18 protein-coding genes are annotated in these 16881 nt (G+C 40.6%); 14 read left to right on the top strand and 4 right to left on the bottom strand.

The annotated features are described in order from the left end of the window. Nucleotides 1–119: 119 nt before the first annotated feature. The 3 genes from B1A77_RS01035 to B1A77_RS01025 all read left to right on the top strand — a co-directional run bounded on the left by B1A77_RS01035 (nucleotide 120) and on the right by B1A77_RS01025 (nucleotide 2615). Nucleotides 120–875, top strand: coding sequence for an exodeoxyribonuclease III (locus B1A77_RS01035; protein ID WP_004695049.1), 756 nt, complete (start codon nucleotides 120–122; stop codon nucleotides 873–875). A 68-nt stretch (nucleotides 876–943) separates the two neighbouring features. Next, the gene (queC, locus tag B1A77_RS01030) at nucleotides 944–1633 is read left to right on the top strand and encodes a 7-cyano-7-deazaguanine synthase QueC (RefSeq protein ID WP_024061589.1); all 690 of its coding nucleotides are present in this window, start codon (nucleotides 944–946) and stop codon (nucleotides 1631–1633) included. 490 nt (nucleotides 1634–2123) lie between these two features. Continuing rightward, nucleotides 2124–2615, top strand: coding sequence for a QueT transporter family protein (locus B1A77_RS01025; protein WP_077707639.1), 492 nt, complete (start codon nucleotides 2124–2126; stop codon nucleotides 2613–2615). Between the two features lie 141 nt (nucleotides 2616–2756). Here B1A77_RS01025 and B1A77_RS01020 read toward each other — a convergent pair whose 3' ends face one another. The 4 genes from B1A77_RS01020 to ispE form a co-directional block, all read right to left on the bottom strand. Then, a complete protein-coding gene (locus tag B1A77_RS01020; RefSeq protein WP_008602423.1) occupies nucleotides 2757–4013 on the bottom strand; it encodes a Glu/Leu/Phe/Val family dehydrogenase in 1257 nt (418 codons plus the stop codon). Nucleotides 4014–4355: 342 nt separating this feature from the next. Continuing rightward, nucleotides 4356–5816, bottom strand: coding sequence for an alanine/glycine:cation symporter family protein (locus B1A77_RS01015; RefSeq protein ID WP_077707638.1), 1461 nt, complete (start codon nucleotides 5814–5816; stop codon nucleotides 4356–4358). A gap of 139 nt (nucleotides 5817–5955) precedes the next feature. Beyond that, nucleotides 5956–6648 (bottom strand): GntR family transcriptional regulator, encoded by a 693-nt coding sequence (locus B1A77_RS01010; RefSeq protein ID WP_004697535.1) that lies wholly within the window; start codon nucleotides 6646–6648, stop codon nucleotides 5956–5958. Beyond that, nucleotides 6645–7541: a 4-(cytidine 5'-diphospho)-2-C-methyl-D-erythritol kinase gene (ispE, locus tag B1A77_RS01005; RefSeq protein ID WP_077707637.1), complete on the bottom strand. Its 897-nt coding sequence runs from the start codon at nucleotides 7539–7541 to the stop codon at nucleotides 6645–6647. Before ispE ends, B1A77_RS01010 begins: the two co-directional genes overlap by 4 nt. 205 nt (nucleotides 7542–7746) lie before the next feature. Between ispE and B1A77_RS01000 the strand changes: the two genes are divergently transcribed. From B1A77_RS01000 to atpF, 11 genes are all read left to right on the top strand, one after another. Beyond that, nucleotides 7747–8691, top strand: a complete 945-nt coding sequence (locus B1A77_RS01000) for a YitT family protein (RefSeq protein WP_012864796.1) — start codon at nucleotides 7747–7749, stop codon at nucleotides 8689–8691. Nucleotides 8692–8861: 170 nt separating this feature from the next. Beyond that, nucleotides 8862–10499 (top strand): phosphoglucomutase, encoded by a 1638-nt coding sequence (locus tag B1A77_RS00995; protein ID WP_077707636.1) that lies wholly within the window; start codon nucleotides 8862–8864, stop codon nucleotides 10497–10499. A gap of 134 nt (nucleotides 10500–10633) precedes the next feature. Beyond that, nucleotides 10634–10909, top strand: a complete 276-nt coding sequence (locus B1A77_RS00990; RefSeq protein ID WP_004695058.1) for an ACT domain-containing protein — start codon at nucleotides 10634–10636, stop codon at nucleotides 10907–10909. 9 nt (nucleotides 10910–10918) lie between these two features. Then, on the top strand, nucleotides 10919–12277 hold the full coding sequence (locus tag B1A77_RS00985) for a PFL family protein (RefSeq protein ID WP_077707635.1): 1359 nt from the start codon (nucleotides 10919–10921) through the stop codon (nucleotides 12275–12277). A gap of 34 nt (nucleotides 12278–12311) precedes the next feature. Then, nucleotides 12312–13463: a glycosyltransferase family 4 protein gene (locus B1A77_RS00980; RefSeq protein ID WP_004695060.1), complete on the top strand. Its 1152-nt coding sequence runs from the start codon at nucleotides 12312–12314 to the stop codon at nucleotides 13461–13463. Between the two features lie 57 nt (nucleotides 13464–13520). Next, nucleotides 13521–14663, top strand: coding sequence for a non-hydrolyzing UDP-N-acetylglucosamine 2-epimerase (gene wecB, locus B1A77_RS00975; RefSeq protein WP_077707634.1), 1143 nt, complete (start codon nucleotides 13521–13523; stop codon nucleotides 14661–14663). Between the two features lies 1 nt (nucleotide 14664). Continuing rightward, entirely contained in the window at nucleotides 14665–14859 is a 195-nt protein-coding gene (locus tag B1A77_RS00970; protein WP_077708635.1) for an AtpZ/AtpI family protein, read from the top strand. Nucleotides 14860–14865: 6 nt separating this feature from the next. Then, the gene (locus B1A77_RS10195) at nucleotides 14866–15237 is read left to right on the top strand and encodes a Tat pathway signal protein (RefSeq protein WP_237301776.1); all 372 of its coding nucleotides are present in this window, start codon (nucleotides 14866–14868) and stop codon (nucleotides 15235–15237) included. Between the two features lie 202 nt (nucleotides 15238–15439). Continuing rightward, the gene (atpB, locus tag B1A77_RS00960) at nucleotides 15440–16114 is read left to right on the top strand and encodes a F0F1 ATP synthase subunit A (protein WP_237301774.1); all 675 of its coding nucleotides are present in this window, start codon (nucleotides 15440–15442) and stop codon (nucleotides 16112–16114) included. A gap of 23 nt (nucleotides 16115–16137) precedes the next feature. Then, entirely contained in the window at nucleotides 16138–16365 is a 228-nt protein-coding gene (gene atpE, locus B1A77_RS00955) for a F0F1 ATP synthase subunit C (RefSeq protein WP_077707632.1), read from the top strand. Nucleotides 16366–16383: 18 nt separating this feature from the next. Next, the gene (gene atpF / locus B1A77_RS00950) at nucleotides 16384–16881 is read left to right on the top strand and encodes a F0F1 ATP synthase subunit B (protein ID WP_012864787.1); all 498 of its coding nucleotides are present in this window, start codon (nucleotides 16384–16386) and stop codon (nucleotides 16879–16881) included.

Here is a 16881-nt window from a genome sequence, read left to right as displayed (position 1 = left end):
ACGTTAAGCAAAAACTTGATGTATATTCTATGTGAAAGAGACTTTCACCAAGTTAAATACGGTGAATATTATTAGATTGATGCGAAGTATTATAAAGAAGTATTATAAAGGAGTAAGAATTGAAATTAATTTCTTGGAATGTAAACGGCCTCCGCGCCGCTGTAACAAAGGGATTCATGGAATCCTTTAATGAATTAGATGCAGATATTTTCTGCCTGCAAGAAACAAAATTGCAACCCGATCAAATTTCTTTGGAGTTGCCAGGGTATGAGCAATATTGGAATAGTGCAGTTAAGAAAGGCTATAGTGGCACGGCTGTATTCACGCGTATTAAGCCATTGTCCGTAACGAATGGCATCGGTATTGAAGAACACGATCAAGAGGGTCGTGTTATCACTGCTGAATACGATAATTTCTATTTGGTATGCTGTTATACACCGAATAGCCAACGTGAATTAGCTCGCCTTGATTATCGTATGACTTGGGAAGATGCATTCCGTAATTATCTACTTGAATTAGATAAGAAAAAGCCTGTCATCCTATGTGGTGATCTCAATGTAGCCCATCAAGAAATCGACCTAAAAAATCCTAAGACGAACCGTAAAAATGCAGGCTTCTCCGATGAAGAACGTGCAAAGATGACAGAACTCTTAGGGGCAGGTTTTACAGATACATTCCGTCACCTTTATCCAGATGCTATTGAACAATACAGCTGGTGGTCCTATATGGGGAAAGCTCGTGAACGGAATACAGGATGGAGAATTGACTATTTCATCACATCTAAACGCCTTGATGATAAAATCCAAGAAGCGAAGATTCATCAACAAATCTTTGGCTCCGATCACTGTCCAGTAGAATTGGTTATTGATCTATAAAATTTTAGTGAATGTAAAAGTACAGCCTCATCTACGGATGAGGCTGTTGTGATAGAAAAGGAGATACTATGGCTCAAAAACAAAAAGCTGTCGTTCTATTTAGCGGAGGTGTAGATAGTACTACGTGTTTAGCCCTTGCTATTGAACGATTTGGCAAAGATAATGTGGTACCCTTATCGATTCAATATGGTCAAAAACATAGTAAAGAATTAGAGGCTGCTATAGCTATTTTAGAGTACTATGGTATGGAAGGTAAAACGATGGATGTTGCTAAGCTATTTGCCTTTAGTAACTGCTCTTTATTAGTACAATCTAGTGAAGATATTCCGCAAGGTTCCTACAAAGAACAACAAGATGCAAAAGGTGAAGGTACGGTAAGCACTTATGTACCGTTTAGAAATGGCTTATTCCTATCCGCGGCAGCATCCTTGGCACTATCTTTAGACTGCGGCTATATCTACTACGGTGCTCACAGTGATGATGCGGCGGGCAATGCATACCCTGACTGTACAGAACAATTCTACAAATCCATGGGCGACGCCATATTTGAAGGATCTGGGAAAGAATGCTCCTTAGAAGCACCCTTTATTAACTCTAATAAAGCAGACATCGTAAAAGAAGGCCTACGCCTCGGCGTACCATACCACCTCACTTGGTCCTGCTACGAAGGCGGAGACAAACCATGCGGACACTGTGGCACCTGCATCGACAGAGCCAAAGCCTTCCACGCCAACGGTGTCGAAGACCCAGCATTGTAAAAGTAGCTATCTCTATATACTTCTACTGAAACTGGCTTAAATTAGTAGTCGCCTTTGGGCGACTACTTTGCATATATTCTAATTGGTTAGAGTGTTCATTTGACTCAAGGCGGACTTTTACGTCACTAGTATTGTGATAAACGTTGATTTGTTTAATTTGATGTGGTGGGAGATACCTTTTCAAAGAGCGACTTTGGCAGGTCGAGGCCCTCGGCCGATGACCGGTTCGCCAGTGGAGCGATGAGGAAAGGTATCTTTCACCACCCCCACCTTACAATCTTGATACTAATCGTAGATGATCATACAAGTCCGCCTTAACCCCAATTAATTGCGAAAATATTAGATATATGATATATTAGTACTGCCTAAAGGCGACAACTAAATAAGACAGTTTGAAACCATCCTGTCTCTAAACAAAACTACGGAAATTCATAAGCATTGTAAGCATGGTAGTTTTGCCATGCTTTTTTATTTTGAGGAGGTGAGTGTTATGATTTCTACACGCAAATTGACTATTTCTGCCATGGTTGTGGCATTGTACATCGTTGTATTGTATATAACGCAAAGCGTTTCTTTCGGGGCGTATCAAATTCGTATAGCAACATCATTATATGCACTTGCTTATGCCTTTCCGTTCTTGGTAATTCCCATGGGGATTGGCAACCTCATTTCTAACTTCCTATTCGGCGGTCTTGGTATCTTCGATATGATAGGGGGCTTTGGTGTCGGTGTAGTAACGACAGGCATCATCGTAGGCATGCGCAAGCTTGGCCTTAGTGCTTGGTGGGCAACGCTTCCTATTGTCTTTGTGCCTGCACTATGTGTGCCATTGTGGCTCAGCCCATTACTTGGCCTACCGTACTGGCCATTAGTATTGAACCTTATCGTGGGTCAAACTATTCCATCTATTCTTGGTTCTGTATTGGTGAAAGCTTTGATGAGCCGTCCTAGTGTGGCTGCTTTATTAGATGCTTTTAAATAATAAGTGCTTTCATCGGCATAACTAAGTAAATACTTGAACCATAAGAGATGTTTCGATTATGTATATAGGTAGATAAAAAGGCGTAAGCTCACATTAAGCTTACGCCTTTTTCATGGCTAACATGTATGGAGGTATAGGAGTTTAACAGTTGTAGCCACGCCATTTAGTTTCAACTACGAGTCGTTCAAGAGCAACCATGTACGCTGCTTGACGAGGAGGTACATTGTATTTATGTTGCATTTCCCAAACAGCTTCGAAGCTATTTTGCATATTTTTAGTTAATCTTTCATTAACCTCTTCTTCAGTCCAGTAGAAGCTTGCTTTATTTTGTACCCATTCATAGTAGGATACAACTACGCCACCGCCATTGGCAAGCACGTCAGGAATGATATCGATGCCCTTTTCATAGAAGTATTTATCCGCATCATTAGTAGTAGGGCCGTTAGCGCCTTCCAAGATGATCTTAGCTTGGATATTTTCCATGTTGTCTTTGTTTAATTGGTTCTCAAGGGCTGCCATGTACAATACATCAACTGGTTGAGCCAATAACTCTTGCGGTCCAATTGTAGTCATGCCTGGTTCGCTGTAACCTTCTAGGGAACGACCGTGGGAGTTAGCATATTCGTATGCTTTTTCAACATCGAGACCGTTAGGATTGTAGATGTTAACACTTACGTCGCCGATAGCCACAACTTTTGCACCTGCTTGTGCAATGAGACGAGCACCTACGGAACCTACGTTACCAAAGCCTTGAACTGCAACTGTAAGGTTTTTAATATCTAAGTTTTTCTTAGCAAGATAGCTTTGCAATGCGATGAGACAACCGCGACCAGTCGCTTCATTACGGCCTAAGGAACCGCCTACTTCGATTGGTTTACCTGTAACGATACCTGGGCTCCATTCGCCTTTTAATGTGCTGTATTCGTCAGCAATCCAGCTCATGATTTGGGCATTCGTATTTACGTCTGGTGCAGGAACGTCAGTATTAACACCAATGATAGGTGCAATACGGCGTACGAAGTTACGAGTTAAGCGTTCTAACTCACGAGGGTTTAAAGTTTTTGGATCGACTTTAATGCCCCCTTTACCACCGCCATAAGGAATGTTAGCGATAGCGTTTTTAATAGTCATCCATGCCGCAAGTGCACGCACTTCATTTTCGTCGGAATCTGGATGGAAGCGAAGACCGCCCTTAGCACTACCACGCAATGTGGAATGTTGGCATCGATAGCCTTCGTATACGCGAACTTCGCCATTGTCTAGTTGAAGAGGAACTGCTACTTTTAGTTCCCGTTCTGGGTGACGCAATACTTCGTATTCACTACGAGTATAGCCGAGCTTTTCAGCTGCTACGTCTAATGTGTTTAACATGTTTTCATATGGGTTATAACCGCTCATAATTACCTCCCGGATAACAGAGTAAATTAATTAGTGCTAATTTTTCACATACTTAAGTATTCGACATTATAAATAGAATACCCTTTATATTTTTATAAATATATTCTATAGTTTTTGACCTTTAAAAGTAGGAAAAATATAGATGGTTACTGTGATATCTGTCACTTTAAAATCTCTTGGTGGAGGATAGTCTTATCTATGAAAATGGATACTTTTACAAAAAATAAAAATCTATATTCCGAAGAATATAGACCCATCTGTATGTATTAATAAAGTATTTTAAAGATTATACGAAAAAGACTGGTGAAAGATACTTTCACCAGCCTCATAGGTCAATATATTTTATTTTTCTACTGTATCTTCAATCGGAGTAGGAGGTACGGAGGAGTCTGTAGTTTGACCATCGCCCCACCATACGATGCCATATGTGTGATTTAGGATGGAACGGTTAAATACAGGCGTTTCAATACCTGCTTTGCGTTGTTTGATATAGTCGTCAAGGGCAAGACCTGCTGTGCGGCCCATGCGTACGATGGAACTTACATTAGTTAATACTAAGAAAGCCATGAATAAATCGGCTAGATTCCATACGAGATCTAGAGAGGCAACAGAGCCAACAAATGTCATAAGAATTACGCCAATACGGAACAAATGTAGGTAGAATCGTTTGTTTGTTAAGTGGCTGATATTGATTTCACCGTAGTAATAGTTACCAATTAAGGAACTAAAGGAGAACATAACGATGAAAATGGCTACGGCTGTAGGCGCCCAAGAACCAAGTTGTTGAGCTAGGTTATGTTGTACAAGAGCAATACCTGTTAGACCTGTAGTGCTGTAATCACCTACGATGAGTACGATGAAAGCAGAAGCTGTACAAATGATGAATGTATCAAGGAATACGCCGAATGCTTGTACAAGACCTTGTTCCACAGGGTGGTTAACAGCTGCCGTAGCGGCTGCGTTTGGAACAGAACCTTCACCGGCTTCGTTAGAGAAGAGTCCCCGTTTGATACCATTCATAACAGTAGCACCTAATAAGCCACCACCTGCTGCAACAGGCTCGAATGCGGAGGAGAAAATAGTATAGATTACATGTGGGAATTGGGTGATATTCATAATTACCACAAATAATGCAGTAGCAATGTATAGAATCGCCATGATAGGAACAATGATTTCAGATGCTTTTGCAACGCGGTTGATACCACCGAATATGATAATACCAAGAAGGACTGCTACTACAGCGCCTGTATAGGACACATCAAGGTTGAATACCTGGAGAGATGCAGCCAAAGTATTGGCTTGTACAGAATTGTAAATCCAACCATAGGTAATACTGATTAAAATAGCAAATAGAACAGATAATGCCTTGTTGTTTAGACCATACCGAATATAGTAAGCTGGTCCGCCATAGAAACCGCCCTTAGCAACAGGTTCTTTGTAGATTTGTGCTAATGTAGATTCGATGAAGCCAGTGGCAGCACCGATGAGTGCGATAACCCACATCCAGAAAATAGCACCAGGGCCACCAAGTACAACGGCAATAGCTATACCTGCGATGTTACCAACACCTACACGAGATGCGGTACTAACACAGAATGCTTGAAATGAGGATACATGGTTCTTTTCTGTAGAGCTACCTGCGCCGTTAATTACGAGGCGAATCATTTCTTTAATCATGCGAATTTGTACAAAATTCGTTGTCATCGTAAAGAAGAGGCCTGCGCCGATAAGAATAAAAATGATGAAATAACTCCATAAATAACCGTTTATGGTAGATATAGCATCATTAAGCATTGCTTCCATAAAAACTCCCTTTCTTATAAAAAAATCCATATTTCATAATAATCAATGATATTGTATCAATTTCTATAGACTATGTAAAACAAAAATCCTTCACAAATAGGAAGGATTTTGCTTTATATAGTATTTTGTAGGATGTTTTTTATGCCTTAGTAAATTCTTGTGACTCTTCCATTCCTTGCAACAAGGTTTGTTCAGAATGTTCCATGTGAATTCGAGCTAGTTTACGAGCTTGTGCGGCATTGTGAGAGGCGATGGCTTCCACTAATTGACGATGTTCCTCCCAAGTTTTTCTAAGACGACCTGGTTGGTTCATAGAAAAACTACGGAAGCGGTAGGTTTGTTCTCGCAAATTGTGAACAATATCCGCCAATCTTTCATTACGAGATGCGCGGTAGAGGACTTCGTGGAATTCTACGTCCGCAGCCACAACGGATTCCATATTTTTGTTTTCCATATGATCGCCGATTTCTACAAGCATTCTCTCCAGCGTTTCGATTTCCTCTTCTGTAATGCGTTCTGCTGCAAGGCCTGCCGCAAGTTCTTCCAGGGCAGAACGGATTTCAAATACTTGCGTAATATCCTTTAAAGATATGTTGGCAACGTAGGTACCGCGACGAGGAACCATAACGACAAAGCCTTCTAGTTCAAGTTTACGTATGGCTTCACGAATGGGGGTACGACTTACACCTAACTCTTCGGCAAGGGGAATTTCCATGAGGCGCTCCCCAGGTTTTAACACCCCATCTTGGATGGCTTGACGCAATGTTTCACTTACCACTTCTCTTAGTGGTTTATACGCATCGAGTCGTATAGGTTGTAACCGTTTTGTCATACTAAGTCCTCCTGTGTACATGTTTTAGTAATGAGTGACAGCCAATCATGACCAGCTGCTTTAATCTCTTCTTGTAATTGTAAGGCTTCCATAGGTTTGTTAAGTAATACTACCATCGTAGGACCGCTTCCTGTCATGATGGTTGGGTAACCACGGCTAGTGAAAAACTCCTTACATATTCCTAGTTCTTCGTGATCTGGGAATAATAATTCTTCGAAAGTATTAGCGCTACTAGTAAAAGCAGATTGTAAATCATTATTCTGAAGATGATTCAGAACGGTATCGATTGTTTTTGCGGTGGCCTTAGATTTACCGTTGAAGCGACCATAAGCAACCGCTGTAGAAATAGATACCTTTGGCTTTACTAGTAATAGCCAATGTGCCTCTGGCGATTGGCTATAGGTTAACACTTCGCCACGACCAGTTCCGCGAGCGGTACCACCTTGTAGTAGGAACGGCACATCAGATCCTAGTGAGGCACCAATATTTAAAAGTTCCTCTTGTGTGAGGCGTAAGTCCCAAAAGCGGTTGAGACCTAATAACATGGCTGCTGCGTCTGCACTACCGCCACCAAGACCCGCTTGAATAGGGACGCGTTTTAATAGGTGGATGGCGGCACCGGCTTTACAACCCGTATAGGCCTGTATGGCGCGTAACGCTTTGAGCGCGAGATTATCTTCTCCATAGCTTACGAGTTTTTGCATGTAGTCAGGCAATTCGGGAGCGCCACCAGAAAATACTACGGAATGATGCTTAGCGAAATAAATAGAATCACTAAGGCGAATCGATTGAAATATAGAATCGATGTCGTGGTATCCATCGTCACGCTTGCCTGTAATAGCAAGCCCAATATTAATTTTGCTGCAACCGAGTTGCTCAAAACTTTTACTCATAATAGCCTCGTTTGTAATGTACAAAATATATGCAGTTTATATGTTTATTTTATACTGTTATAAAGTGATTGAAAATAACCATTAAGTGGTTTATGATGATTTTGTATATACCTGTTGTTTGATTATTAAAAGCATTGTAAACAGCGTATGTTTTAATTAGTTCATTATAGAATATTTATAGTGAAATGGCAATTTGGAGGGAGCTATGTTCGCCAAGTATAAAGATGTTGTCTATCAATGTGTCATAGTTGCTATTGGTTGTGCAATTTTTGGTGCTGGTTTAGATGCCTTTGTACTACCTCACAAACTGGTTAGTACTGGTATTAGTGGGGTAGGGTTGATTTTGTATTATCTAACGGGATTATCCGTTGGTTCTTGGAACGTTATTTTGAACGTCCCTATATTTTGGGCTGCTTGGAAGTGGCTTGGTAAACGCGTAGTGCTTAATACCTTGTATGGTACGCTCATGTTATCGTGGATGATTGATCTGTTTAGTTTCTTGCAATATGACATGATCATTAAGGATCCACTACTCAGTTCTATGATGGCAGGTATCACAACTGGACTAGGGCTTGGTATCGTCTACCGTGTAGGTGGTAATACAGGGGGACTTGATCCAATTGCACTTATCGTTCGCAAATATTATGGCCTTCAAATGGGGTCCATTAATAGCGCTATCAACTGTGCCATCCTCTTAGTTGCTGTCGGCGTTGTTGGACTTGAAGCGGTAGCTGTAACTCTTATCAGTGTGTATGTGTATACTATTATTACAAATAAGGTGGTAATCGGGTTTAATCAACGTAAAGTTGCTTTTATCATTACCTATCGCACCGATGAAGTATGTGAGTGTATTATCAATAAGGTTGGTCGTGGTGCCACTATTATTAATGGTATTGGTGCCTATACACGGACGCCTAAGCAAATTGTGATGGTTGCAGTCAACTTGCTGCAGGTAAATAAATTGAAAGAGGTTATTCAAGAAGCGGACCCAAATGTGTTTATCTTGATTACTGATGCCCAAGAGGTTATCGGTCAAGGTTTTACTCAACCTATTGTTCCTGCGGAAATATCTAAACAGCTAAAATCACAAGATATAACTACCGAAGCGAACAATAATGTTGTAATAGATGAAAATAGTTGTAACAGATAAAAATAAAGAATTATGATAAATCTCTGGCTGTTGTCATCTTATATTAATTATGCGTAAATATAATATTTTATGAATGATACATACATTTTGAAAATAATTTAATGTAATTGATTGAATATCAAGGTTGTAAAATGAGAGGGCTTGCCCTCAAGATAAGATTAGAGGTTTCTATGACTCACAAATTAGCAGGTACGCCTGTACAAGAACAAGATATTATCGATGTGCAAACCCTTGTGGATGCATATTTTGATAATACTCCGGATATTACAGATCCGACACAACTCGTATCCTTTGGCACATCTGGCCATCGCGGTACATCTTTAAATAGTACGTTTACAGATTTACATGTGGCCGCTATTACACAGGCTATTTGTGATGGCCGTGGTCAATTCGGCGCTACAGGTCCGATTTTTGTCGGTCAAGATACACATGCTTTATCTCAGCCAGCCCTTGTGACGGTTCTAGAGGTCCTTGCTGGCAATGGTGTAACGGCAATGGTTGATTCCGATATGGATTTTGTGCCGACACCATCTATATCTCGTGCCATTATTCGTTATAATGAAAGCCATGATGATAAAGCGGATGGTATCGTGATTACGCCATCTCATAATCCTCCAGATAACGGTGGCATCAAGTATAACGCTACTAATGGCGGCCCGGCGGATACTCTCGTTACAAAATGGATTGAAACCCGTGCTAATGAATATGTTCGTGCATATTGTGAATTAGAAGGGTTCAAACGTATTAGTATCGACAATATTGAACCTGATCAACAAGTTCCGTATGACTATAAAGGCCTGTACGTAGAAGAACTGTCTTCTATTATTAATATGGAGGCAATACAAAGTGCAAAACCTAAGGTCCTCGTTAATGCCCTCGGCGGTAGTGGACTAGGTTATTGGCGAGCTATTAAAGAGCGCTATAATCTCAACATGGATATTATCAATGATGAATATGATCCAACTTTTAGCTTTATGACGTATGACCATGATGGTAAGGTCCGCATGGATTGTTCCTCCGAATACGCTATGGCCGATGTTATCAAGCAAATTGGTAATTACGATTTGGCTGTTGGTAACGATCCCGATTATGATCGTTATGGTGTTGTTAGTGCAGAAGGGCTTGCTTCACCAAATGCATTCCTCGTAGCCGCTGCCGATTATCTATTCACAACCCGTGGTTGGAAGGATAAAGGGGTAGGCAAAACGGTTGTTTGTACAACCATGATTGATAAGTGGGCATCCGTTAAAGAAATTCCTGTGTATGAAGTTCCGGTAGGCTTTAAATACTTTAGCTCTCTATTATTCGATGGGGAAATTGGCATTGGAGGCGAAGAATCTGCTGGTGCATCCTTCCTTAAAAAAGATGGTACCGTATGGACCACAGATAAAGATGGTATGATTATGGCTCTCTTAGCAATGGAGATGTACGCTGTAATGGGCGCAACTGTTGAGAGACTATATAACAATATTGTGGAAGGCTGTGGGGATCCACGATTTGGTCGTATTGATGCGCCTTGTACAAAGGTGGCCAAGGCTAAGTTGAAACAATTAAATGCAAGCTCCATTACGGCTACCGAAGTAGATGGTAATGCGATTACTAATGTTCGCACTACTTCTCTGTATAAAGATATGCCTATCAATGGTGTTCGTGTGGAAACGGAAACAGGCTGGTTTGTAGCACGCCCATCTGGCACTGAAGATTTATATAAAATTTATGGTGAAAGCTATAAAGGTGACAAAGGTCTTATCGCATTGTTAACTGCTGGTGAAGAGATTGTGACAAGTGCTTTGTCTGACGAAGTATAACATATTGTTTTCACTAGAAAACTCATAAAGATTTCACTCATGAAAAATAATAAATGTGTTATAATATATTAATATAGTTTATTGAATGCCCTTTACTGGCTATATAGTTTGTAGTGCTTAGAGAAGGTGATGTTATGAAATTAGTTGTTACCGTTGTCGGCGTAGACCGCGTTGGTATCATTGCTGGGGTTAGTACCGTACTCGCTAACTACGGTGTAAATATTATGTCCATTAATCAGACCATCCTTGATGGTGTTTTCAATATGATTATGATGTGTGAAACCAAGTCTGAAGATATGAAAAATCTTACAGCTATCCAAGAGGCTTTGACGACTCAAGGTAAAGAACTAGGTGTTGAAATCCGTGCACAACATGCTGATATTTTCTTGAGCATGCACCGTGTAGGATAGGAGGCACTTATGTTATCTATCGACAATATTTTAGAAACGAATCAGATGATTCACGATAACAAGCTTGATGTGCGTACTATTACGATGGGAATTAGCTTGCTAGAATGTGCATCTAGTTCTGGCAAAGAGTTGTGTGATCGTATTTATGACCGTATTACAAAAGAGGCAGAACACCTTGTATCTACTGGTGAGGCTATTGAGCGGGAATTCGGCATCCCTATTATTAACAAGCGTATTTCTGTAACACCCATTTCTCTTGTAGCTGGTGGCAGTGATTTAACATCTTATGTTCCTGTAGCAGAAGCTATGGATCGTGCAGCAAAAACTGTAGGTGTTAATTTTATCGGTGGCTTTTCTGCACTTGTAACAAAGGGGGCTACACGAGCTGATCGTATTTTGATTGATTCTATTCCTGAAGCACTGGCAACTACGGATATTGTTTGTAGCTCTGTTGCGGTGGGTTCAACTAAAACGGGCATCAACATGGACGCAGTGCGCGACATGGGTATCATCGTTAAGAAAACCGCAGAGCTTACAAAGGATAATGATGCTCTTGGTTGTGCTAAGCTCGTAATATTCTGTAATCCTGTAGAGGATAATCCGTTTATGGCGGGTGCTTTTTTCGGCGTAACAGAAGGGGATAGCGCTATTTCTGTAGGTGTATCTGGACCGGGTGTTGTAAAACATGCACTTGAATCCGTTCGAGGTCAATCCTTTGACGTTGTAGCAGAAACGATTAAACGTACTGCTTTCAAAATAACTCGCGTAGGTCAATTGGTAGCGCAAGAGGCATCTCGTCGTCTCGGCAAACCATTTGGTATTATTGATTTATCCTTGGCCCCAACGCCAGCTGTAGGCGACTCTGTAGCTCACGTTCTTGAAGAAATGGGCTTGTCCTCTTGTGGCTGTCATGGCACTACAGCAGCACTAGCATTACTTAATGATGCGGTGAAAAAAGGTGGTCTTATGGCCTCCTCCCATGTAGGTGGACTTAGTGGTGCATTCATTCCTGTCTCTGAAGATGCAGGCATGATTGATGCCGTATCTTGTGGTAGTTTAACACTTGATAAATTAGAGGCTATGACATGTGTATGTTCTGTTGGCCTTGATATGATTGCTATTCCTGGAGACACTACTGCTGATACCATTTCTGCTATAATTGCAGATGAATCAGCTATCGGCATGATTAACAATAAGACAACTGCGGTTCGCGTAATTCCTGTACCTGGTAAGACTATTGGAGAGGTTGTTGAATTTGGTGGATTATTAGGTTATGCTCCTATTATCGAAGTGAGTCCATATAGTGCAGCTGAGTTCATCGCCCGTGGTGGCAGAATTCCTGCTCCTATTCGTAGCTTAACAAACTAATCCATTTTTACAACCTACTTGTTGGAGGTGTCTTATGAGTGAATATGTGCTCGATTATGTGTGGGCCTTTGCACTAGCGCTCATCATAACCTTTGCACTTACCCCATTGGTAAAACGCTTTGCCGTTGCTGTTGGGGCAATAGATAAACCTGATGCTCGAAAGGTGCATCATGGTGCGATTCCACGACTTGGTGGATTAGCAATCTTTCTTGGTTATGTAGGATCGGTTCTTTTTAACGATTCCATCCCGCATGATCATAAATTGTTTGGTTTTGTCCTTGGTACAGTCATTTTAGTGCTAGTTGGTATTTGGGATGACATTAAACAAATTGAGCCAAAAACTAAGTTAATGGGACAAATTATAGCAGCCGCAATTCTGGTGGCTTATGATATTCGAGTAGATTTCATCAACCTTCCTTGGGGTGGTGTAGTATATCTCAAGTATTGGGCTATTCCATTGACTATTTTCTGGATAGTTGGTTTTACAAATATTGTAAACCTCATCGATGGCCTTGATGGCTTGGCTGCAGGTATTTCCTTTATCGCTTGTATCGCTGTTTGTGCAATGACATTGCAACTTGGTCAAACTGATCTTGCTTGTATTTCTCTTGCCTTAGCAGGTGCGACTGTAGGTTTCTTGCGGTATAACTTTAACCCTGCAAAAATATTCATGGGTGATACGGGATCCATGTTGTTAGGCTATACATTAGCGGCTATTTCCGTTATGGGGGCCGTAAAGACGGCTGCTACGATTGCTCTAGTGGTACCTGCTATTGTGTTAGGATTGCCTATTTTGGATACCTTATTTGCCATTGTGCGCCGTAAAATCAGTGGACGTCCAATCTTTAAACCCGATAAAGGTCATGTTCACCATCGCTTGTTGGCACAAGGGTTAACACAAAAGCAAGCTGTATTGTTGATGTATGCAGTAACAGCTCTTTTCGGCGGTGTATCTGTTATCGTTGCAGAGGTTAATGCTTGGGTCGGCGCGACCTTGGTATTAGTAATTTTCTTGTGTAGTATTTATATTGCACGACGTCTTGGCGTTATCATGCATAGTGATGCGGCAGGGCATCCGTTACCACGTCCTACAATTGAACGTAGCGACTCGGATGATACCATATCCTTTGATCGCGATGAATTGGCTAAAGCCTTGGAGAATACTGATGATTCTCATAAGGAATAACCATCTGTGGGGCGCTTGGCGCCCCATTTTTTCTATCCTACTACGTTGGAGGCAACTATGTTAAAAGTTATGACAATCTTTGGTACAAGACCTGAGGCTATCAAGATGGCTCCTCTTGTAAAAGCATTACAAGCAGCACCAGATATGGAACCTATCGTCACCGTTACGGCACAGCATCGAGATATGCTTGATCAAGTACTAAACTTGTTTAATATTACCCCAGACTATGATTTAAATATTATGAGCCAAGGTCAAACACTATATGATGTAACTAATCGTGCTTTGATGGGCCTTAAAGATGTATTAGAAGAAGCAAAACCTGATGTGGTACTCGTTCATGGTGATACTACAACTACCTTTGCTGGTGCCTTGGCTTCTTTCTACCAAGAAATTCCTGTAGGTCACGTGGAAGCAGGACTACGGACAGGTGATATTTACTCTCCGTTCCCTGAAGAGATGAATCGCAAATTGACGGGGTCTATTGCGACGTATCACTTTGCGCCTACTTCTAGTTCTGAAAGCAATTTAAAAAAGGAAAATATTAATACAGAACATCTTTATGTAACAGGGAATACTGTTATCGATGCTCTTGATACGACGGTACAAGACAACTATGTATTCGATGATGCAGCTATTAATGCTCTTGATCCTAAAAAACGTACGGTTCTTGTTACCACACATCGCCGAGAAAACTTAGGTGAACCTATGCGCCATGTATATCAAGCCATTCGAGATTTAATCAATGAATTTGAAGATATTCAAGTTGTTTTCCCTGTACATAAAAATCCTAAAGTTCGCCAAGTTGTACAAGAGGAGCTTGGTTCTGTGAATCGTGTTACATTAATCGATCCTCTTGACTATGAACCATTTGCAAACTTGATGGCTAAATCTTACTTGATTTTGACTGATTCAGGTGGGATTCAAGAGGAAGCCCCAGCTCTTGGTAAGCCAGTTCTCGTATTGCGTGATACGACAGAACGTCCTGAAGCAGTAGAAGCAGGTACCGTTCGCCTTGTAGGTACTGATAAAGATGCGGTACATAAAGCCGCTTATGAATTATTGAGCAATGCTGAAGCGTATAAGTTGATGTCTAATTCCGTTAATCCCTATGGTGACGGTAAAGCATCTGAACGCATTATCCAAGCGTTACGCCATGAGTTTTTAGGTGATGCAAATCGCCCTGAACGTTTTGGTAAATAATATGGATAAGGATCTTGTGAAAGCCTTCGCTATGGCAACATCGGCGGGGGTCACACTGGTCTCCTGTATAGGTGGTTTTATTTGGCTAGGCCATAAATTAGATGGTTGGCTTCAAACGGAGCCACTCTGTATGGTCATATTTGGCCTAATAGGAGCTATAACAGGATTTTATATGCTATATAAACAAGTTAAGTAGTGAGGTATGTATGAATCAATATATAAAATTCATAGTGCGCGTGCTGCTGACTTGTTTTTTATTGCTTTTTTGGGCAGTATAATACAAGTTTTATGTGGCTTAGAACAGTATCTATGGGGATGGCTTTGGGGTATCTTTATAATGGTTCTCTACTTACTTAGCCTAGCTTTGCATGGACAATCTATTGTGTCAGGAGATCCTTATAAAGCCGTACGTAAATCTCGTAGACAGATGATTTGGCGCCTTATGTTAGTAGGTTCTTTAGTGGTCTTAGGGCTGAAAATTCCGGGTGTAGAGGCTGTTAGCATGTTTATAGGTATCGCGCTTATTCAGCCTGCATTATATGCTATGTACTGGTGGCTTAGTCGCCAGTTTTAGTTCTAGAATGACCTAAAACAGGAACAACAAAGGTATTCCAATTATGCATTGTATACATTATATTTATGATTAATTGGAATTGTTTACCCTTCAAGTGTTGATTATATATCTATAACGATGTATGATGATACATATATATATTATATTTATATTGTTATAAATATATTAGGTTTTTATTATATCTATGAAAGGGGTTGAGAACGTGACATTACATGCGGGACACCATGAGGTCGTGCAGTGGTTGGGGTTGACATTTAATATAGATACCTTGATTGCTACATGGGTTACTATGGCTATTGTAATACTAATAACAGTGCTAGCCACCCGAGGACGTAAATTGGTGCCTGTAGGCTTGCAAAATATAGTGGAATCTATATTAGAAGGCTTAGAGGGGCAACTAGCTCCAAACTTGGGTCGTCATTGGCCGATGGTGAGTTCCTTGTTATTTACGTTTTTCTTATTTATTTTTGTAGGAAATGAATTAGGCTTAATGCCTACACTTAAGGCGTTAACATCACCAACATCTGATATCAATACTACAGTTGCATTGGCTTTATGTAGTACGTTAGTAGTATGGGGTATGGGGATTAAAGTTAAAGGCTTATCCTACTTTAAGCATTTTGTACGACCTTATAAGGCTTTGCTAGTACTTAATATCTTTGAAGAGATAGCTAGACCTGTTACGCTTGCTTTCCGTCTATTTGGCAATATCGTAGCTGGTGAAATTTTGTTAGAAGTATTATACAAATTGCCTTGGTTTGTACCTGTACCATGGGTTTGGATTGCTTTTAGTTTGTTTATCGGTATTATTCAAGCCTTTATTTTTACCGTTCTTACAGCATCCTATTTAGGGATGGCTCTTAGTGAGGAACATTAATTATTATATATGGAGGATATATTATGGAAGTTCAAGGTTTATTCGCATTAGCAGCAGCGATCGCAGTAGGTTGTGGTGCCATTGGTGCAGGTATCGGTGACGGTCTTGTATCTAGTAAAGTAATCGAAGGTATTACACGCCAACCTGAATTGCGTGGTCAATTGATGTCTACTATGTTCGTTGCGATTGGTTTGATCGAAGCGATGCCTATCATCGGTGTAGTAGTTGCGTTTATTTTGTTATTCAGATAATAACGAGGAGGAATAACCTTGGTTGACTTAAGCCTTGGAACGATTCTTGCTCAAATGTTGAACTTTTTTATATTAGTTTGGCTATTGGCGCGTTTTGCATATAAACCATTATTGGCTATGATGACAGAACGTAAAGAACGAATTGCTAAAGATTTAGAAGCTGCTGAACAAGCCCGTGCAGAGACAGAAAAGTTTAAAGCTGATTATGCAGCTCAAATTTCTAATGCTCGTGTAGAAGCACAACAAATTGTTGAAAAAGCAATTCAAGAAGCAGAAAATACTACACGAGAACAATTGGCAACAGCTCGCGAGCAAATTGAACAAGAAAAAAATCGTGCTCGTCAAGATATTGCCATCGAACGCGATCGTGCTATGAACAGCTTGCGTAACGAAGTGGTATCTTTATCTGTAGCTATGGCTGGTAAAGTTGTTGCTAAAGATATGAACAGCGAAACTAATACAAAATTGATCGAAGACGCTATTCGTCAACTTGATAGTAAAACGATAGGGTTGTGA

Origin of the sequence: Veillonella parvula, from assembly GCF_002005185.1 — a bacterium.
GTDB classification, from domain to species: Bacteria; Bacillota; Negativicutes; order Veillonellales; family Veillonellaceae; genus Veillonella; species Veillonella parvula_M.
This window is presented reverse-complemented; position numbering and strand designations above follow the sequence as displayed.